A 17,699-nucleotide genomic window follows, 5' to 3' on the forward strand; every position below is an offset into this window, starting at 1 on the left:
GGGACAGCGACGTCGATGGTGCCGACGCGGGTGTCCAGGTCGCGGTGGCGGTAGCCGTTGCGCTGGGCGAGGCGGTCAGGGCTGGGTTTGCCCCATTCCGCGCCGACCACGGCGTCCGCGTCAGCGGACAGCAACGCGTTGATCATCGTTTGCAGCAAGCTGCGCATCAGATCAGGCGACGCGTCCAACAATGCTTCGCTGAGCACGCCGGCAGGGTCGACAATATGAGGAGCGGTCATCGTGATGACTCCATTCGAGTGAGAAGTAGAGAGCTTTCTCGAAGGATCACACGGTGACCGCGCTTACGTCGTGAACGACGAGCCTGGCCACCGCGAGCTACACCACTTTATGGGGCACCACTCATCGGCCCCGACCTCCCGACAGTGTTTCCACCGGAATGCGGTGGAAGTGATGTTCGTCAGTTTCTCCTTGCGTCGTTCGATCGTGCTTGATTTCTCACGTGTGAGGTTAGGAGACGCGTACCCCGTTCTATCGTTGAGAAATTGAGGAGTCGCTCGACCTCAATCTTCGCTTCGGGCACTTGGACCACTCAGCCCGCCTCTCAGATTGATCATCAATCTAGCCTCGGCGGCACTATCAGTTCCCACCATCAATGACTGACTCACCGCGCATTCCCACTCACGTTCCGACTTCTTCGTAAACGCTTGGCACTTGAGGGCGACTACCCGCGTACTGCTCGCACTTTGGGGTGACCTTAGATCGAGTGGTCGCTACTCCCAGTCCCCTTGCTACGCGACCAGGAACGCACCCTGCAACGGTCCGAACAAAATTTTGCACGACTGTTCCTGGGCGTAAACATCGCGTTGCAAGCTTCGCAAGGGCGCTCCTGATGCATCACGCGGCTCCGTTGGCAGGCTCGAGTCCTGCACTTTGCGGAGCAAAATCGGTGATCCTGTCTAAGTCGAAAGAAGCGCTCGGCGCACTCACTCCGGGAGCACTTCATAGTTGCGGCTTCGTATCGCTTCCGCGCTTCTGCTGCCTGCTTTCGCTGATCTTTTCGTACGCATTTCTCCGAGCAGAATCTCCGTTGACGAGCGGAGGTGACAAAAACTCTTCCGCACCGTTCCAGCTCGCAAGATCTCGTGTAGAGATTTGACTCATCTATCGGCATGGCAGCATGGGCAAGCGCATTGCGTGGGTGACGCTCTCTTCGAAACTCACGGTACGCAAAGTGGTGTTCTGCTGCTGAACGATACGCACCCGAAGGAATTCGATTCCCGTTCTCATCCACTCGTTGTCGAATCGCCTGGCTGCGCTCATTGACCCAGCGCTCCTCCGCGGATGATTTCCATGCCGTACAGCGTTCTAACGGATCGGAGTCAGGCGAATCGTTTGCGCCCTTATGCTTCTTCGCCCGTTCGGCGCGGATCTTTGCTCTGATTCGAGCTTCAAATTCGCTCTGGCTTCGGGTCTTCATATAGCTCCTTTACGGAAGATGCACTCGCAGACAACCTCGAATGCCAGTGGTGTACGGAGAAACAGTCGGTCGGCAGGATTGCAGTGAGCCGAGCGGCCAACAGCAGATTGAGAAGGTTGGGCCGGCTGGAAAGCGCAAGCAGCCAAGTGAAAAGCAGGCAACAGCGCGGATGGCGTTGGAGACGGTCCGTTGTTCTTACTTGATCTTCAGCCGCTTCACCTCCCCGGGTAGTGGTTCTCTCGCGTCCAGCCAATCGTCGACAGCCTGAAATTCTTCTGGCATCGGAAGCCCCCTCGCAAATATGCCGAGTTGTGGGTGTACTGACTCAATATTCACTGGGAGAGGAGGGCAACGAACCGATAAACCGCGAAGCACTTCGTCAACGAAATGAGCATCTCGATTTAGATACACTTGCAGACTGGACACCTTGTACTCTGTGCGCTGAATCGAGCGGAGGCAGTCCGCAAACGTCTCAACAAAGTAGTCGGATTCCACACCATAACCCCATTCGCGAAGCGTCCAGATAGATGCCCCCGCACCCGGGAAATGCATCGACAGCTCGCTTCTCAGAATTTCCGCGCGTCGATCCAGAGCGTATGAAAACACATACGCGAAGTCGTACCCAGCACACCTCTCACTCACGCGCCGACGCCATCCGTTGAGCGCCTGATAGCCGTCACCGTGCTCCCAACCCATGGCCTCCTTGACGATTTCGTAGTCGATACGGTTCAGCAGTGGTTCTGATTCGAGTTGCGGGAAGACGGCGTCGACCTCCATGAACAGCACACGCACCGACTTCTTGACCTTTCGAAACCGACCACTTTCGACCGCGCTCACACCTTCGTAAGCAAATTTCTCTTCTTCATTCATTTCGAATCCCCTTGCCACTTCGCGCAGTCGCGCCGTCTTTCTCTGATTCATTCATTGATCTCTCACTTATCTATAGGGGGCGGTTTATGTCGCCCGTCAGGTGCGGTTTATGTCGCCCCTGGGGCGCGGTTTTTGTCGCCCCTGGGGTGCGGTTTCTGTCGCCCGTCACGACCGGCAACGGGCGACAAAAACCGCACTACCTCGACACAGAATTCCCTCAGTTGGTGCGCTCAACTTGCCCGCAAACCGGGCAAGGATGGCGGCTCATCCATTCACGATCGCGATGCCGAATCTCGCAGGGAACGAGCAAGCGGTATTCGTTGGTACTACTGTGATGCCCGCCGCGACGGGTCACGGCGACGAGCTTCGCATTCTCAAGCACTGAGATTTTTCGATCAATAGTCCGCACCGTGCACCCCAGCCTCTCGGCCGTATGAGCGCGACCGGGAAACGCATAACCGTGTTTGGTTGACTCGCGCAATGCGAAGAAATGAAGCAGGGCTTTCTCGCTTGGTGTCAGCGGTTTGAGCGCAGGGACGCGTCGATCAAGCCTCTGCCTGTGGCGTGCCCAAGACTCGGCTTCTACATCGGTCAACTGGCGCAAGATGATGTGCGAGGTCGTCCATGTCATCGCCGACTTAGACACGGACCACAGCGTAAATCCACCATTTCCCCGAGGAGCCCTTCGGGCGCTACGACACGACGTGTAACCTCGGAATGGATTGGTGTGCTTGCAAGGCGGCTGATCGTGACCCCGGTGTTCGTTGGCGCGATGCCGGGGTCTTCAATTCTCAGAGTGTCAGTCATTTGCGCACCGCTGTCCCCGTCATTGCAGAGCCCGCGATCCAGGCCAGAACCTCACCGCGCTCGTAGCAGACAGTGCGGTCGGTTGGCTTGTAGAACCGAGGACCCTTAGATTCAACAAGGCGCAGTTGCGCGAGTTTCGCTTTCGTCATCCCGGGAATAAGTTCACACACCTGAGCCGGCGTGATGTATTCCGGAGTAAGCGCTGTGGTCATTTTCGTTCTCTTTCCATTCGCAGATTCCACTTTTCAGAGGTGGTGATCCAGAAGCATACACGCGGGTAGTTATATTCGGGTATTCGCTGTTATGATTTACGCAACGGCCTATCTTGAAAAGGTGACAAGCACTTATGAGCAATCGCGCTAACGTCGCTGCTGAGGACTTCACACTCGCGCAAAAACTCAGAGAGCGTCGCGAACGTTTGGGTCTTTCGCAAACGGAAGTTGCGACTCTCATATCCGACGCGGGCATACGAATGAGCCAAACCGCTATGTCTCGAATCGAGAAAGGTGAGCGCGCGCTCACCGTCGGAGAAGCTCTCGTATACGCTTCGGCGCTTCAAACGACACTTGAGGAATTACTCAGCTCAGACAAGATTGACGAAATAATCGCTGATGGCCTGGCGACGTTGCGAGCTCTGGAGACATCTCGAAGAGGCGCCATGAAGTCGCTCCACGAGCATTGGGAACAGATGCGCCAACTCCGTCGAATCCTATTGGACGCATTTGATCTCCAGGAAGATGCCGCAACGTCCGACGCGCAGCGAGAACGACTTACGACACAACTCATAGATCGTGCAATCGTTCAAGATCCTGACGCTCACGAAGACGCCGAACTCCGAATTGCACGCGCGCTCGACGCGCTCGAGAAATCAACGATCAACGAGATGATCATCACGGTCGAGGGGGGCCGCTACAACCTCTGATGGGCAGCATCCACTCGTATGAAAACGCTGCGGGACAGCGGCTGTATCGCATCATCTACCGACGACCAGACAATAAGCAGACACAGGAGCGGGGATTCAGGCGGAAACGAGACGCCGAGCTTCGGCTCGCCGAAGTTGAGGTCACCAAGGCTCGCGGCGAGTACATTACCCACAGCGACGGTCGCGTGAGTATCGACGAGCTCGGGGCCACCTGGCTCACCTCCAAACAGGGCGTACTGAAACCATCTAGCTTCGCATCGCTTGAGGCTTCCTGGAAGAACTACGTGGCCCCACAATGGGGACATCGGGCCGTGACGAGCATCCGCCACTCAGAGGTGCAGAGTTGGGTTTCGGGGATCGGCAAGAGTGCCACTGTAGTCGCACGCGCCTACGGCATTCTGGCGAGCATTCTCGATACTGCTGAGCGTGATCGCCGCGTGGCGAGCAACGCCGCTCGCGGTGTGGCACTCCCCCGCAAAGTGTCCCAGAAGACGCGTCGATACCTCACACACCAGGAGCTCTGGGCTGTGGCCCGTGCCGCGAAACAGCATGAGGCTCTGGTGCTCACGCTCGGATACTGCGGCCTTCGCTGGGGTGAGCTGATCGGCCTCCGCAAGTCGGATATCGATTTCATTAAGGGTCGAATCAACGTAACGCGCAATGTGGTGGAGGTCGATGGAGAGTTTCACCTTGGGACCCCGAAGACGCATGAGGCGAGAAGAGTCCCAGTCCCTGCTGAAGTGCTCACGAGGCTCGAACATCGGTGCAAAACGAAGCAGCCGTCCGACATCATCTTCGACAACGGGTACGGCGGACACATGAAGCGGGTCCGGGCGAGCGAGGGGTCGAAGTCTTGGTGGAAGACCGCTCTGGATGACGCCGGCGTTGAACGGTTAGTGCTGCACGACCTGCGCCACACTGCGGCATCACTCGCTGTGAGTGCTGGTGCGAACGTCAAAGCGGTCCAAAGAATGCTCGGGCACGCGTCCGCTGCGATGACCCTCGACGTGTACTCAGACCTGTTCGATGACGACCTCGAAGCGCTCACTGAGCGCCTTGACGCTGCGATCGCTTCGCAAGGTGTTGCCAGTTTGTTGCCAGAAGCTCGCGGGTAAAACAAAAGAACCCCCGGAACTCCGTTGATTTCTCAACGATGTTCGGGGGTTCTATGTGTTGTTCGACTGGCGGAGACGGGGGGATTTGAACCCCCGGTCGAGTTTAACCCCGACCCTTCATTAGCAGTGAAGTCCGTTCGGCCGCTCCGGCACGTCTCCATACGCGAACAACGTCACCCATTCTAACCGGACGATCCGGCCCATCGGAAATCGCCTGGGTTCAGCGCCCATCCGCCGAGCGCAGCGCGCGCTCGTAGACCTCGACCATGCGGACGGTCTGGGCCGACTGCAGGAATCGGCGCCCCTCGGCTTCGGGCACGCGCAGCGGATCGGGATCCGCGGTCCCGATTCCCTCCGCGCCCCGCTCGCCAGCGCCGGACCGAACCCCGACCGCCAGCTCGCAGACCGCGAGCCGCAGCGTATCTGCGAGCGCCTCCACGCTCGCATCGGCGACCCGCCACTCGACCGAGGCGTCGACGTCGTCGGCGATCTCAGGGTCGCAGAAGATGGTGGGCGTGCCGAGCGCGGCCGCCTCGAAGGGGGTGAGCCCCTGCGTCTCGAAGCCCATCGAGGTCTGCACCAGCGCGTCGGCGTCGCGCAACGCGGCGAGCGCGTCGCGGTAGGGCACGGGTCCGGCGACGGTGACGCGGTCCGCGAGGCCGGCGCGTGCGATGCGTTCCCGCACGCGGGGCAGCAGCAGTCCGGCGCCGTGCAGCACGACGTCCGCGTCGATCTCGGCCAGGGCGATGGCGTCGATGAACTCGAGCACCCGCTTCTCGTGGCTCATGCGCCCGAGCCACACGAGGCGCGGCCGGCTGCGCGGCGAACGCGGCGCCTCGCGCACCTCGGCGATGGCCTCGTCGTCGACGCCGCCGCGCGTCACGCGCACCTCGGCGGCCACGCCGTGCCGCTCCAGCTCGTCGGCGAAGTGGCGCGACGGGGCGGTGACGACCGTCGCCTCGGCGGCGAGCTCGGCGAGGTAGCGCCAGGCGCCCCTCGCGCGGCCCGCGACCGCCCCTCGCACCCGGCCGAGCACGAGTCGCCGCCACACCCGCAGCCCCCCGAAGGCGAGCGGGGCGAGCGGTGTGACGGCGCGGGTGCCCTCATCGACGTGGTTGTGCATCGTGTGCACCACCGGCAGCGCCCCGGGCAGGCCCCGGGCGGCGCCGAGCCCGCGGGCGGCGCGCAGCCCGATCATCGCCCCCCAGAAGTCGCCCTGCACGTGCACGAGGTCGACGGGCGGCAGCTGCGCGAGCGCTGCGGCGAGCGCACGGTCGGTGCGCCGGCCCGGCCAGGCGATGCCGTACTCGCGGTCGCGGGTGATCGGCCGAGAGGGCAGATCGACGTATGCGCTGTCACTCGGCGTGTAGCCCTGTCGGTGCAGCGCGGGCGCAGCGATGGTGACGCGGTGCCCCAGCCGTTCGAGGTATCGCCGCTGCAGGCGGATCGCCACCTGCACGCCACCGAGCGAGTCGGCGTGCTGATCGGTGACGACGAGCACGTGCATGGTCAGGCGTCGCCCCGGTACAGCGCCTCGAAGGTGTCGAGGGTGCGGTCGATGTCGTGCACCTGCACGGCGGCCAGCGACGCCCGCTGCATGCGCTGGAACTGCTCGGGCGCGAGCCGCAGCACCGCCTCGATCTGCTCGGCGAGCTCGCGGTCGTTGCCGGCCTGGAAGAGGTGACCGTTCTCGCCCTCCTGCACGAGGTGCGGCAGGGCCATCGCGTTGGCGGCGACGATCGGCAGCCCGGAGGCCATTGCCTCCATCGTCGCGATCGACTGCAGTTCGGCGATCGAGGCGATCACGAACACGCTCGCCTCGGTGAGGTGGGCGCGCAGCTGCTGGTCGCTCACCCGGCCGGTGAAGCGCACGCGATCCGCGATGCCGAGCTCGGTGGCGAGCTTCTCGAGGTTCTTGCGCTGGTCTCCGTCGCCGACGACGGTGAAGCTCACCTCGAGCGCGGGATCGATGCGCGGGATCGCGCGCAGGATCACGTCGATCTCCTTCTCCAGCGTGACCCGGCCGACGAACACGAGCCGGTTCGCGGTGCGCGGTTCGAGGTCGGCGGTGTAGTCGGAGGCGCGCAGGCCGCAGCTGACGGGCAGCACGCCACGGCGGTGGGTGTTGCGCTCCAGGAAGTCGGCGGCGCGGCGCGTGGGCGTGGTGACGGCGGCGGCCCGGGTGAGCACACGGTCGGCGTCGTTCCAGCCCCAGCGCACGAAGACCCGCTTCGCCCGCTCGGGCAGCAGCGTGAAGTCGAGCACGTTCTCGGGCATGACGTGATTGGTGGCGACGATGCGGATGCCGCGCTTGGCGCCCTCCTTCGCGAGGGCGCGCCCCACGACGATGTGCGACTGGATGTGGATGACGTCGGGCCGCGCGGCGTCGAGCAGTTTGCGGGCGTAGGAGCGGGCCCGCCAGGGCAGCACGAAGCGCAGCCAGTCGTGCGGATACCACCGCCAGCTGGTCCACCGGTGCACCGTCATGCGCTCGCCCTCGACCGTCTCCGTGAAGCTGCCGGTGCGGTTCGCCCGCTTCGAGGGCGCCGCCACGTGCACGTCGTGCCCGCGCTGTACGAGCCCCGCCGCGAGGCGCTCGGCGAAGCGCGCCGCCCCGTTGACGTCGGGCGTGAAGGTGTCGCATCCGATGAGGACTCGGAGCGGCTGCTGGCGATCGGTGGTGCTCACGGTGTGCGGGAGTCCTTCGGTCGATGAGGCGTTGCCGGTGGGCGAACGCACTCAAGTGTATGCAGCGTCGCCTCCGAATCGACGCAGCAGGGCCCCGAGTCGGCGCACCGGCGCGGGCCGCGGACGACGCGGGCCGGGACCAGAGCGGATCAGCCCGCCGACGGGGTGCGGGGCCCGGACGGATCGGGATCCGCATCGGGATCGCGGCCGGCCTCCCACCGCAGACGCGGAATGTAGCGCGGGATCCACCGCGCGAATCCCACCGCGCCGGCGACCGCGAGCATCCCCGTGACAGCGCTCGCGAGCGGCAGCGACACCGCGGCGATCGCGGAGACCGCGAGCGGCGCCGTGGCACCCCCGAAATCGGTGAGCGTGCGCCACGCGGCGAGGTAGGGCGCGGGGTTCTCGCGCGGGGCGAGATCTGCGCCGAGAGTGAGCAGGATGCCGCTCGACAGGCCGTTGCCGATCCCGATCACGACCGCGCAGCCCATCAGCCACCAGACCGCGCCGGGGAGATGGTGCGTGGTGGCGAGCACCAGGAAGCTGAGCGCCATCGCGACAGTGGCCGGCAACGCCGCCCAGAGCCGCCCGAAACGGTCCATGACCTGGCCGCTGGCGTAGAACAGCGCGAAGTCGATCGTGCCCGCGATGCCGACCACGAGCGCGACGCCCGTCGCGTCGAGACCGATCGAGACGCCCCACAGCGGCAGCAGCACATCCTTCACGGAGCGCAGCCCCGACAGGATCGCGGCGGAGCCGCCGATGCGCAGCAGCGGGGCGCGGCCGATGCGGATCGCGGCGAGCATGCCGTCCGATCCTCGCGCGGCCTCGGCTCCCCGACCGGGGACCGTACCGCCGCCGGGGCGGTCGGAGAGCAGCCGCTCGGGATCCGGCGCGAACCCCACGAGCAGCGCGGTGAGGGCGAGGCAGACCACGAACGCCCAGACAGGCGCCTGCTCGTCTCCCGTGAGTCCGAGCAGGCCGGCCGCGAGAAACGGCCCCGCGAACCGTCCGAAGCGGTGCGATCCGCCGATCAGCGACAGCGCCCGCGCGCGGAACGAGACGGGGACGCGGGTGGTCATGAGCGAGTGGCGCGCGAGCCCGAACGCCGACTCGGCGAAGCCGATCACGAAGACCGAGGTGCCGAGCACGGCGAGGCCGGGGGCGAGCGCGACGCCGAGCGCGCCCGCGAAGGCGACGCCCGAGGCGATGAGCATGGCGATCCGCTCTCCCGCCCGCGCCACGAGCCAGCTCGCCGGCAGGTTGCCGAGCAGGCGGCCGACGACCGCGGCCGAGGCGATCACCCCGGAGAGGCCCAGACCCGCGCCCTGCGACACCGCGATGACGGGGACGATGGGCAGCATCGCGTAGGCGCCGAGGGTGAACAGGATCGTCGGCCCGTAGATGCTCGGGGCGAGACGCAGCAGCAGATCCCGTGTGGCGTTCGACATGTCGACTCCAGGGTACGCCCGCGGCGGCCGCGCGCCTCTCACGGTGCAGCCTCGGCGCACTAGGTGTTTTCAGCCAGCGTCCTTAGGGCCTGGTGCTGGAGACATGAGTCGAGCACGCTGGTTCGGTGCCCAACATTCACTCGGAAGCCGCGCTGAAGATCGGTCGCCGCGTGCGGGAGATCCGTCAGCACCTCGGCATCTCGCTCGAAGATCTCGGCGAGCTCTCCGAGATCAGCTGGACCAGCATCGGCAAGATCGAGCGCGGGGTCTCCAGCCCGACGGCCGAGACCCTTGTGCGCCTCGCCACCGCGCTCGAAGTCGACCCCGGCAGCTTCCTCACCGGGCTCACCGCCGACGACTACGGCGTGCGCCTGCACCAGCTCTCGGCCCGCGATCTCATCCGGGCGCGCGCCGAGCAGGGCGGCCAGCGGCGGCGGCGCAAGGCCTGACCGCCGATCCGGCGTTCAACCCATCCGCCCGGAAGCCCAGCCAGCGCCTCAGCGACGCGTCGCCGACAGCACCGTGAAGGTGCGATCGCGGGCCACCTCGCGCACCGGGCCGATCTCGCGCTCCACGAGCGGCCGGTATCGCAGGTGCGAGTTGAAGACGAGACGCAGCTCACCGCCGGGCGCGAGCGCGCGGCGGCACGCACGGATCAGACGGTGCGCCACTCCCGCGTGCACCGTCGACCCCGTGTGGAACGGCGGATTGAGCAGGATCAGCTCCGCCCACCCGTCTGGCACGGTCTCGAGCGCATCGGCGCGGTGGATCACGACTCGGCCCTCCACACCCGCCTCCGCGGCGGTGAGCCGGGCGGCGGCGACCGCCGCGGCCGACTGGTCGGTCGCGATGATCTCGGCGGCGGGCCAGCGCCGCGCCGCAGAGACGGCGAGCACGCCGTTGCCGCAGCCGAGGTCGACGACGCGGCCGGGCGCACGCATCCCGGGATCCCCGAGCCCGGCGAGCAGCAGGCGGCTGCCGTGGTCGAGCGTCGCACCCCCGAAAGTCGCCCCGAACGCCGCGACGCGGAACGCGAGCGCCGGATCCGCCCCCCAGCGGGGAAACGGCGCGGGGCCTGCTTCGCGCGGTTCGCTCGCGCTCAGCACGCGGGCCTTGCGACGCCCGAGCCCCGCCGAGACCTCGCCGAAGTAGCGGCCCAGCACCTCGTTCTGCGTGCGGGTCATGTGCTTCACGCGCCCGCCGGCAACCACCCGCACCTCGGGGTGCGCCCAGCGCGCGATCGACCAGGCGATCTCGTCGAGCGCATCGAGGCCGCGCGGCAGCTGCAGCAGCACGAGCCGCGCGCCGCTCAGCAGCGGTTCGCCGAGCGGGTGCGAGGCGTGCAGACCCGCGAGCCCGAGGCGTTCCGCGTTCGCGGTGAGCGCGCGCTCGCCGAGCAGCGGATCCTGATGCACGCGGATCCCGCGCGCACCGAGAGCGGCCGCGCCGAGAGTGAGCGCACCGTGGCGGTCGCCGATCACGACGATCTCGCCCTCGCCGACGCGGCGCAGTTCGTCTGCCGCGGTGTCGAGGATCAGCTCGTCGGCGGAGTCGTGCGCCTGCAGCTCGGGAGCGTCGAAGTCGGGCTCGCGCGAGAGCCGCGCGAAGAGCGCCGCTACGGCTTCCACACGACGACCTCGGCGTTGCGCCGCACGCGGGTGCCGCGGCGCAGGGTGATGACCTCCCCGCCCGCGGCACCGGCGGCGAACACGCGCCGCTCGGGCCGCTGCAACCGCTCCTCGGCGAGAGCGTGCTCGAGGTCGTGCACGCGGCCTTCGAGCTCACGCACACGATCCTCCAGGCGCAGCACCTGGCGGATCCCCTCAAGGCTGAGGCCCTCGGCGGAGAGCCGCGATACCTCGCGCAGTCGCGCCACATCGTGCAGCGAATACCGGCGAGTGTTGCCGCGCGTGCGCTGCGGCGACACGAGCCCGATCCTGTCGTACTGCCGCAGGGTCTGCGGGTGCATCTCGGCGAGCTCCGCGGCGGCGGCGATCGCGAACACGGGCGTGTAGCGATCCATCTGAGGTTCGGCCATGGGATTCACCGCTCTCAGCCGCGGGCGCGCGACAGGAGATCCTCGCGCGGGTTCTCCCGGGGCTCCACCTCGCGGAAGGCCTCGAGGGCCTCGCGGGCCTCCTCGGAGAGGTGCGACGGTACAACGACCTGCACCTCGGCGAGCAGATCGCCGGTGCCCTTGGAGCTCTGCACGCCGCGACCCTTGACCCGCAGCACGCGCCCGCTCGGCGTACCCGGCTGCACCTTGAGGCGCACGGGGTCGCCGCCGAGGGTCGGCACCTCGACGGTCGCCCCGAGCGCGGCCTCCGAGAAGGTGATCGGCAGCTTGAGGCGCAGGTTCTGACCGTCGCGCTCGAACACGGGATGCTTACGAACGCTCACCGTCAGGATGATATCGCCCGCCGGCCCGCCGTTCGGGCTGGGATCGCCCTTGCCGCGCACCTTGATCTTCTGCCCGTCCGAGACGCCGGCCGGGATCTTGACCTTCACCGACCCGTTGGGGGTCTGCAGCGTGACGGTCTTGCCCTGCACCGCGGTCTCGAAGTCGAGCGTGGTCGTGGCCTGGATGTCGCGCCCCGGCTGCGGACCGCTGGGGCCGCCGCCGAACAGGTTGAAGATGTCCTCGTAGCTCTGACCACCCTGCGGGAAACCGCCCTGGTAGCTGAAGTTGCCGCCGCCGCGAGCACCACCGAACATGCCGCCGAAGATGTCCTCGAAGCCCTGGCCGCCGCCCCCGCCCGAGGTGAAGCGGGCGCCGCCGGCGCCCATGGCGCGGATCTGGTCGTACTCGGCCCGCTGCTCCTTGTCGGAGAGCACCGAGTAGGCCTCGCTGATCTCCTTGAACTTCGCCTCGGCGACGGCGTCACCGGGGTTGGAGTCGGGGTGGTGCTTGCGGGCGAGCTTGCGATACGTCTTCTTCAGTTCGGCCTCGCTCGCGTCTTTCGAGACGCCGAGGATCGCGTAGAAGTCCTTTTCGAGCCAATCCTGACTAGCCATCTGCCCCCACCGCCACCGCTACCTTGGCGGGGCGCAGCTCGACGTCGCCGACGCGGTACCCCCGCTCGATCACGTCCAGAACGGTCTGCTGCTCGGTGCCGGGCACCGGCACCTGCGCGATGGCCTCGTGCAGCTGCGGGTCGAAGGGCTCGCCCTTCTCGCCGTAGCTCTCGACGCCGAGACGCTCCATGGTGCCGCGGATCTTCTGCGCGATCGTGAAGAAGGCGGATCCCTCGACGAGATCGCCGTGCTGCTCGGCCCGGTCGAGATCGTCGAGCACCGTGAGCAGCGGGGTGACCGCGGCGGCCACGGCGCGCTGCTTGTCGAGCTGCGCGTTGGCCTCGGTGCGCTTGCGGTAGTTCGCGTACTCCGCGGTGAGGCGGCGCAGATCTTCGAGGTACGGGTTCTCCTCGGCGTCGGCGGCCTTCGCGGCGACCTCGTCGGCGGCCTTGGCGTCCGTGTTCTGGTCTGCGTTCAGGATGTCATCGACGGTGAACCCGTCTTCCTGCGGCACGGGGCCGGAGGCGTTCGCCTCCGGCCCCGTCGTCGCAGGAACATCGTCGCTGTTCGGCTCTTCGCCCGGCGTGCGCTGTCCCTGTGCTGCCATGGTTACTTCTGCTCCTCGTCTTCGACGACCTCGGCGTCCACCACGTCGTCGTCGTTCGATCCTGCGGCGTCGGCGTCGGCGGCGGGCTGCTCGGCCTGAGCGGCCGCGTAGATCGCCTCGCCGAGCTTCGTCTGGCTCTGGCCGAGCTTCTCGGCCGCCGACTTCACGGCCTCGTCGTCATCGCCGGCGAGCGCCTGCTTGAGCGCGTCCAGATCGCCCTGCACCTCGGTCTTGACGTCCTCGGGCAGCTTGTCCTCGTTCTCCGAGATGAGCTTCTCGACCGAGTAGGCGAGCTGCTCGGCGTTGTTGCGCTGCTCGGCCGACTCGCGGCGCTTCTTGTCCTCGGCGGCGTGCTCCTCGGCCTCGCGCACCATGCGCTCGATGTCCTCCTTGGAGAGCGTCGAACCACCGGAGATGGTGATGGTCTGCTCCTTGCCGGTGCCCTTGTCCTTCGCCGAGACCTGCACGATGCCGTTGGCGTCGATGTCGAAGGTGACCTCGATCTGCGGGATGCCGCGGGGGGCCGGGGCGATGCCGGTGAGCTCGAAGGTGCCCAGGTTCTTGTTGTCGCGGGTGAACTCGCGCTCGCCCTGGAAGACCTGGATCGCGACGGAGGGCTGGTTGTCCTCGGCCGTGGTGAAGGTCTCGCTGCGCTTCGTGGGGATCGCGGTGTTGCGCTCGATCAGCTTCGTCATGATGCCGCCCTTGGTCTCGATGCCGAGGCTCAGGGGGGTCACGTCGATGAGCAGCACGTCCTTGCGCTCGCCCTTCAGCACGCCGGCCTGCAGGGCGGCGCCCACGGCGACGACCTCATCAGGGTTGACGCCCTTGTTGGGCTCCTTGCCGCCGGTGAGCTTCTTCACGAGCTCGGTGACGGCGGGCATGCGGGTCGAGCCGCCGACGAGCACCACGTGGGCGATGTCGGAGACCTTGACGCCGGCCTCCTTGATCACGTCTTCGAAGGGCTTGCGGGTGCGCTCGAGCAGATCCTTGGTGAGGTCTTCGAACTTGGCGCGGGTGAGCGTCTCGTCGAGGTTGGCGGGGCCGTTCTCGGTGAGCGAGAGGTAGGGCAGCTGGATCTGGGTGCTCGTCGAGTTCGAGAGCTCCTTCTTGGCCTGCTCCGCGGCCTCCTTGAGGCGCTGCAGCGCGATCTTGTCGTTCGCGACGTCGACGCCGGTCGAGGCCTTGAACTGATCCGCGAGCCAGCTCACGACGCGCTGATCCCAGTCGTCGCCGCCGAGACGGTTGTCGCCCGCGGTGGAGCGCACCTGGATGGTCGAGAAGTCGTCATCCTTGCCCACCTCGAGCAGGGAGACGTCGAAGGTGCCGCCGCCGAGGTCGAAGACGAGGATGAGCTCGTCTTCCTTGCCCTTGTCGAGGCCGTAGGCCAGCGCGGCCGCGGTGGGCTCGTTGATGATGCGGAGCACGTTGAGGCCCGCGATCTCACCGGCCTCCTTGGTGGCCTGGCGCTCGGCGTCGTTGAAGTAAGCGGGGACGGTGATGACCGCATCGGTGACCTTGTCGCCGAGGTAGGTCTCCGCGTCGCGCTTGAGCTTCATGAGCGTGCGAGCGCTGATCTCCTGCGCGGTGTAGCGCTTGCCGTCGATCTCGTCGCTCTTCCAGTCGGTGCCCATGTGGCGCTTGACGGAGGCGATGGTGCGGTCGACGTTGGTGACGGCCTGGCGCTTCGCGGTCTCGCCGACGAGCACCTCGCCATCCTTGGTGAACGCGACGATCGACGGGGTCGTGCGGAACCCTTCGGCGTTCGCGATAACGGTGGGCTCGCCGCCCTCGAGCACGGCGACGACCGAGTTGGTGGTGCCGAGATCGATGCCTACTGCACGTGACATGTGTTCTCCTTCTATGGGTGCTGTTCCGGATCCGCTGCCCGATGCGGGGCGGCATCCGCGGTCCTGATGCTCGTGCCGCCCGAACGGGGAGACCTTGAGCCTGATGCACTCAAGTTTACTCGGCGGCGCGCGACAGTCAAGCTGGATCGAGCAAACTTGAGTCGAACACACTCAACTCCCAGGGTTCACCTGAGGCCCCCCTCGCGTTCTCCGCGATCGAGTACAGTGACCCCATGACCGAGACCGCGTCGGATTCCGCGCTGCACGAGAATCACCTGCACGACCCCGCGGCCCCGCGCGTCAAGAAACGCACGATCTTCGCCTGGTCGCTCTGGGACTGGGGATCCGCCGCCTTCCAGGCCGTGGTCACGACGTTCGTCTTCACCGTCTACATCACCTCGGCCTCGTTCGGCCCCGAGGAGCAGACCTCGGTCGCCCTCGGCGCCACGCTCTCGATCGCGGGCATCGCCGTCGCGCTCTTCGCACCGCTCTTCGGCCGGCTCACCGACGCCACCGGCCACCGCAAGCACTCCCTCGCCGTCACGACGGGCATCGTCGTCGCCTGCACCGCCCTCATGGTGCTCGTGGCTCCGGCGCCGGAGTACTTCGTGCTCGGGCTCGTGCTGCTCGCGGTCGGCAACATCGCCTTCGAGTTCGCGAGCGTCAACTACTACTCGATGCTCACCCAGCTGTCGACGACCCGCAACGTGGGCCGCGTCTCCGGCTTCGGCTGGGGCATGGGCTACCTCGGCGGCATCGTGCTGCTCACGATCGTGCTCGTCGGCTTCATCCTCCCCGACACCGGCTGGTTCGGCGTCACCAGCGACGGCGGCTGGAACGTGCGCGTCGCCATGGTGGTGTGCGCGCTCTGGTTCGCCGTCTTCGCGATCCCCACCTTCTTCGCAGTGCCCGAGGTCTCGGCCGACCGCAACCGCCGGGTCGTGGGCGTGGTCGCGGGCTATCGCGCGATCTTCCGCAGCATCGGCCAGCTCTGGCGCTCCTCCCGCCACACCCTGTTCTTCCTCATCGCGAGTGCGATCTTCCGCGACGGCCTCGCCGGCATCTTCACCTTCACCGGCATCGTCGCCTCACTGTCCTTCGGTTTCGATCCCGCCACCGTCATCATGTTCGCGATCGCGGCGAACGTGATCTCGGGCCTCGCCACCATCCTCGGCGGAGTGGTCGAGGATCGCTTCGGCGCCAAGAACGTCATGACGGTGTCGCTCGTGCTGCTCGTGATCGCCCTCATCCTGATGTTCGCCCTCGCACCGCTCGGCGCCCCCGCGTTCTGGACCGTGGGCCTCTTCGCGACGATCTTCGTGGGCCCCGTGCAGTCATCGAGCCGCAGCTTCCTCGCCCGCCTCACCCCGCCCGGCAAGGAGGGCGAGATGTTCGGCCTCTACGCCACGACGGGCCGCGCAGTCTCCTTCCTCGCACCGCTCGCCTTCACCGTCGCCGTCGCCCTCGGCGGGTCGACGATCTTCGGCATCATCGGCATCGCCCTCGTGCTGCTCGTCGGCCTGGCGGTCCTCATTCCGGTGCGGGTGCCGACCGCCTGAACCCGCGCGCCACCGGCCGCAGCGGCGAACAGCGCCACGGCCGCAGCAGCGGTACCCTGGACCGGTGGCACGCCCCGACCTCTCCCCCGAGCAGCTCGCCGTATACGAGCGCATCGAGCACACCCGCGAGCACATCTTCGTGACCGGCCGCGCGGGAACGGGCAAGTCGACGATCCTCGGCCACCTCTCCTGGAATACGAGCAAGATCATCGCGGTCTGCGCCCCGACTGGCGTCGCCGCGCTCAACGTGGGCGGCCAGACGATCCACTCGTTGCTGCGCCTGCCCACCGGCATCATCGCCGACCACGACCTCGACCAGCCCGCCGAGCTCAAGAAGATGCTCGCCTCCATCGACACCCTCGTCATCGACGAGATCTCGATGGTCTCCGCCGACCTCATGGACGCCATCGACCGCTCCCTCAGGCTCGCCCGCGGCAAGAAGCACGACCCCTTCGGCGGGGCGCAGATCATCATGTTCGGCGACCCGTTCCAGCTGCCGCCCGTGCCTCCCCGCGACCCCCACGAGCGCGCCTACTTCGCCGACACCTACCGCTCGCTGTGGTTCTTCGACGCCAAGGTGTGGGCGACGACGCCCATGTCGGTGATCGAGCTCAACGAGGTGCACCGGCAGCGCGACGACCGCTTCAAGCAGATCCTGGGCGCGGTGCGGCACGGCGTCGTGGCCGAGGATCAGGCGAACGAGCTCAACGCCGCCGGCGCACGCCCCGCTCCCCGCGACGTGATCACCCTCGCCACGACCAACGCGACCGTCAACCGCATCAACGCCGAACGGCTCGCCGAGATTCGCGGCTCGTCGCTGCGCGCCGTCGCCGAGGTCAACGGCGAGTTCCGGGAGAACACCTATCCCGCCGACGAGGTGCTCGAACTCAAACCGGGCGCGCAGGTCATGTTCCTGCGCAACGACCCGGACGGGCGCTGGGTGAACGGCACCATCGGCACCGTGTCACGGGTCGACGGCACCGTCTGGGTGGAGGTGGATCGCGAGGAGTTCGAGGTCGAACCGACGACCTGGGAGCGCTACCGCTACCGCTACGACGCCGAGACGAAGAAGCTCGAGAAAGAGGTCGTGGCCGAGTTCGAGCAGTTCCCGCTGCGCCTCGCCTGGGCCGTGACCGTGCACAAGTCGCAGGGCCACACCTACGACGCCGCCGTGGTCGACCTCGGCCCGCGCGCCTTCAGCGCGGGGCAGACCTACGTGGCGCTCAGCCGGGTGCGCTCCCTCGACGGGCTGTTCCTCAGGCGACCGCTGCAGCCGCGCGACGTGATCGTCGACCCCAACGTGGTGCGCTTCTTCGCGGAGCGCGGCGCAGACAAGGGCGCGGCTTCCTGACAGGGTGCGGATCCGGATCCCGGATC

At 66.7% G+C, this 17,699-nt stretch carries 17 protein-coding genes and 1 tRNA gene; 5 read left to right on the plus strand and 13 right to left on the minus strand.

The annotated features are described in order from the left end of the window. From H629_RS0103785 to H629_RS14740, 4 genes are all read right to left on the minus strand, one after another. The coding region (locus H629_RS0103785; protein ID WP_024356019.1) for a transposase at positions 1-239 on the minus strand (239 nt) is incomplete at its 3' end. A gap of 1,394 nt (positions 240-1,633) precedes the next feature. Continuing rightward, positions 1,634-2,359 carry a hypothetical protein gene (locus H629_RS15090; RefSeq protein ID WP_161607972.1) on the minus strand — a complete coding sequence of 242 codons (726 nt, stop codon included), beginning with the start codon at positions 2,357-2,359 and terminating at the stop codon, positions 1,634-1,636. A 166-nt stretch (positions 2,360-2,525) separates the two neighbouring features. After that, positions 2,526-2,954, minus strand: coding sequence for a helix-turn-helix domain-containing protein (locus H629_RS15095; RefSeq protein ID WP_152485640.1), 429 nt, complete (start codon positions 2,952-2,954; stop codon positions 2,526-2,528). Between the two features lie 157 nt (positions 2,955-3,111). Continuing rightward, positions 3,112-3,327 (minus strand): helix-turn-helix transcriptional regulator, encoded by a 216-nt coding sequence (locus H629_RS14740; RefSeq protein WP_076623909.1) that lies wholly within the window; start codon positions 3,325-3,327, stop codon positions 3,112-3,114. 134 nt (positions 3,328-3,461) lie between these two features. Here H629_RS14740 and H629_RS14745 point away from each other — a divergent pair, with 134 nt between their 5' ends. Next, entirely contained in the window at positions 3,462-4,037 is a 576-nt protein-coding gene (locus H629_RS14745; protein WP_076623911.1) for a helix-turn-helix transcriptional regulator, read from the plus strand. After that, on the plus strand, positions 4,037-5,152 hold the full coding sequence (locus H629_RS0103795) for a tyrosine-type recombinase/integrase (protein ID WP_024356021.1): 1,116 nt from the start codon (positions 4,037-4,039) through the stop codon (positions 5,150-5,152). The genes H629_RS14745 and H629_RS0103795 overlap by 1 nt, the downstream gene beginning before the upstream one ends. Positions 5,153-5,219: 67 nt before the next feature. Here H629_RS0103795 and H629_RS0103800 read toward each other — a convergent pair. From H629_RS0103800 to H629_RS0103815, 4 genes are all read right to left on the minus strand, one after another. Continuing rightward, a tRNA-Ser gene (locus H629_RS0103800) sits at positions 5,220-5,311 on the minus strand. A 61-nt stretch (positions 5,312-5,372) separates the two neighbouring features. After that, positions 5,373-6,659: a glycosyltransferase gene (locus tag H629_RS0103805; protein WP_024356022.1), complete on the minus strand. Its 1,287-nt coding sequence runs from the start codon at positions 6,657-6,659 to the stop codon at positions 5,373-5,375. A 2-nt stretch (positions 6,660-6,661) separates the two neighbouring features. Continuing rightward, positions 6,662-7,840: a glycosyltransferase gene (locus H629_RS0103810; protein ID WP_029746545.1), complete on the minus strand. Its 1,179-nt coding sequence runs from the start codon at positions 7,838-7,840 to the stop codon at positions 6,662-6,664. Between the two features lie 149 nt (positions 7,841-7,989). Then, positions 7,990-9,291, minus strand: coding sequence for an MFS transporter (locus tag H629_RS0103815; RefSeq protein WP_024356023.1), 1,302 nt, complete (start codon positions 9,289-9,291; stop codon positions 7,990-7,992). A 125-nt stretch (positions 9,292-9,416) separates the two neighbouring features. Between H629_RS0103815 and H629_RS0103820 the strand changes: the two genes are divergently transcribed. Continuing rightward, on the plus strand, positions 9,417-9,740 hold the full coding sequence (locus H629_RS0103820; protein ID WP_024356024.1) for a helix-turn-helix domain-containing protein: 324 nt from the start codon (positions 9,417-9,419) through the stop codon (positions 9,738-9,740). 48 nt (positions 9,741-9,788) lie between these two features. Here H629_RS0103820 and H629_RS0103825 read toward each other — a convergent pair whose 3' ends face one another. From H629_RS0103825 to dnaK, 5 genes are read right to left on the minus strand one after another with little or no spacing between them, the layout of a single operon-like run. Further along, on the minus strand, positions 9,789-10,919 hold the full coding sequence (locus H629_RS0103825) for a class I SAM-dependent methyltransferase (RefSeq protein WP_024356025.1): 1,131 nt from the start codon (positions 10,917-10,919) through the stop codon (positions 9,789-9,791). Next, a complete protein-coding gene (locus tag H629_RS0103830) occupies positions 10,907-11,329 on the minus strand; it encodes a heat shock protein transcriptional repressor HspR (protein ID WP_240471029.1) in 423 nt (140 codons plus the stop codon). Before H629_RS0103830 ends, H629_RS0103825 begins: the two co-directional genes overlap by 13 nt. A gap of 14 nt (positions 11,330-11,343) precedes the next feature. After that, positions 11,344-12,306, minus strand: coding sequence for a DnaJ C-terminal domain-containing protein (locus tag H629_RS0103835; protein ID WP_024356027.1), 963 nt, complete (start codon positions 12,304-12,306; stop codon positions 11,344-11,346). Continuing rightward, entirely contained in the window at positions 12,299-12,913 is a 615-nt protein-coding gene (locus tag H629_RS0103840) for a nucleotide exchange factor GrpE (RefSeq protein ID WP_024356028.1), read from the minus strand. Before H629_RS0103840 ends, H629_RS0103835 begins: the two co-directional genes overlap by 8 nt. Positions 12,914-12,915: 2 nt before the next feature. Then, positions 12,916-14,763 carry a molecular chaperone DnaK gene (dnaK, locus tag H629_RS0103845; protein ID WP_024356029.1) on the minus strand — a complete coding sequence of 616 codons (1,848 nt, stop codon included), beginning with the start codon at positions 14,761-14,763 and terminating at the stop codon, positions 12,916-12,918. Between the two features lie 233 nt (positions 14,764-14,996). On the opposite strand from dnaK, the gene H629_RS0103850 reads away from it, so the two are divergent. Beyond that, complete coding sequence (locus tag H629_RS0103850) at positions 14,997-16,322, plus strand: MFS transporter (protein WP_024356030.1); 1,326 nt, start codon at positions 14,997-14,999, stop codon at positions 16,320-16,322. Positions 16,323-16,386: 64 nt separating this feature from the next. Next, entirely contained in the window at positions 16,387-17,673 is a 1,287-nt protein-coding gene (locus H629_RS0103855) for an ATP-dependent DNA helicase (RefSeq protein ID WP_024356031.1), read from the plus strand. The last annotated feature ends 26 nt before the right edge of the window (positions 17,674-17,699 follow it).

This window comes from Leucobacter chironomi DSM 19883 (genome assembly GCF_000421845.1).
GTDB lineage: Bacteria > Actinomycetota > Actinomycetes > Actinomycetales > Microbacteriaceae > Leucobacter > Leucobacter chironomi.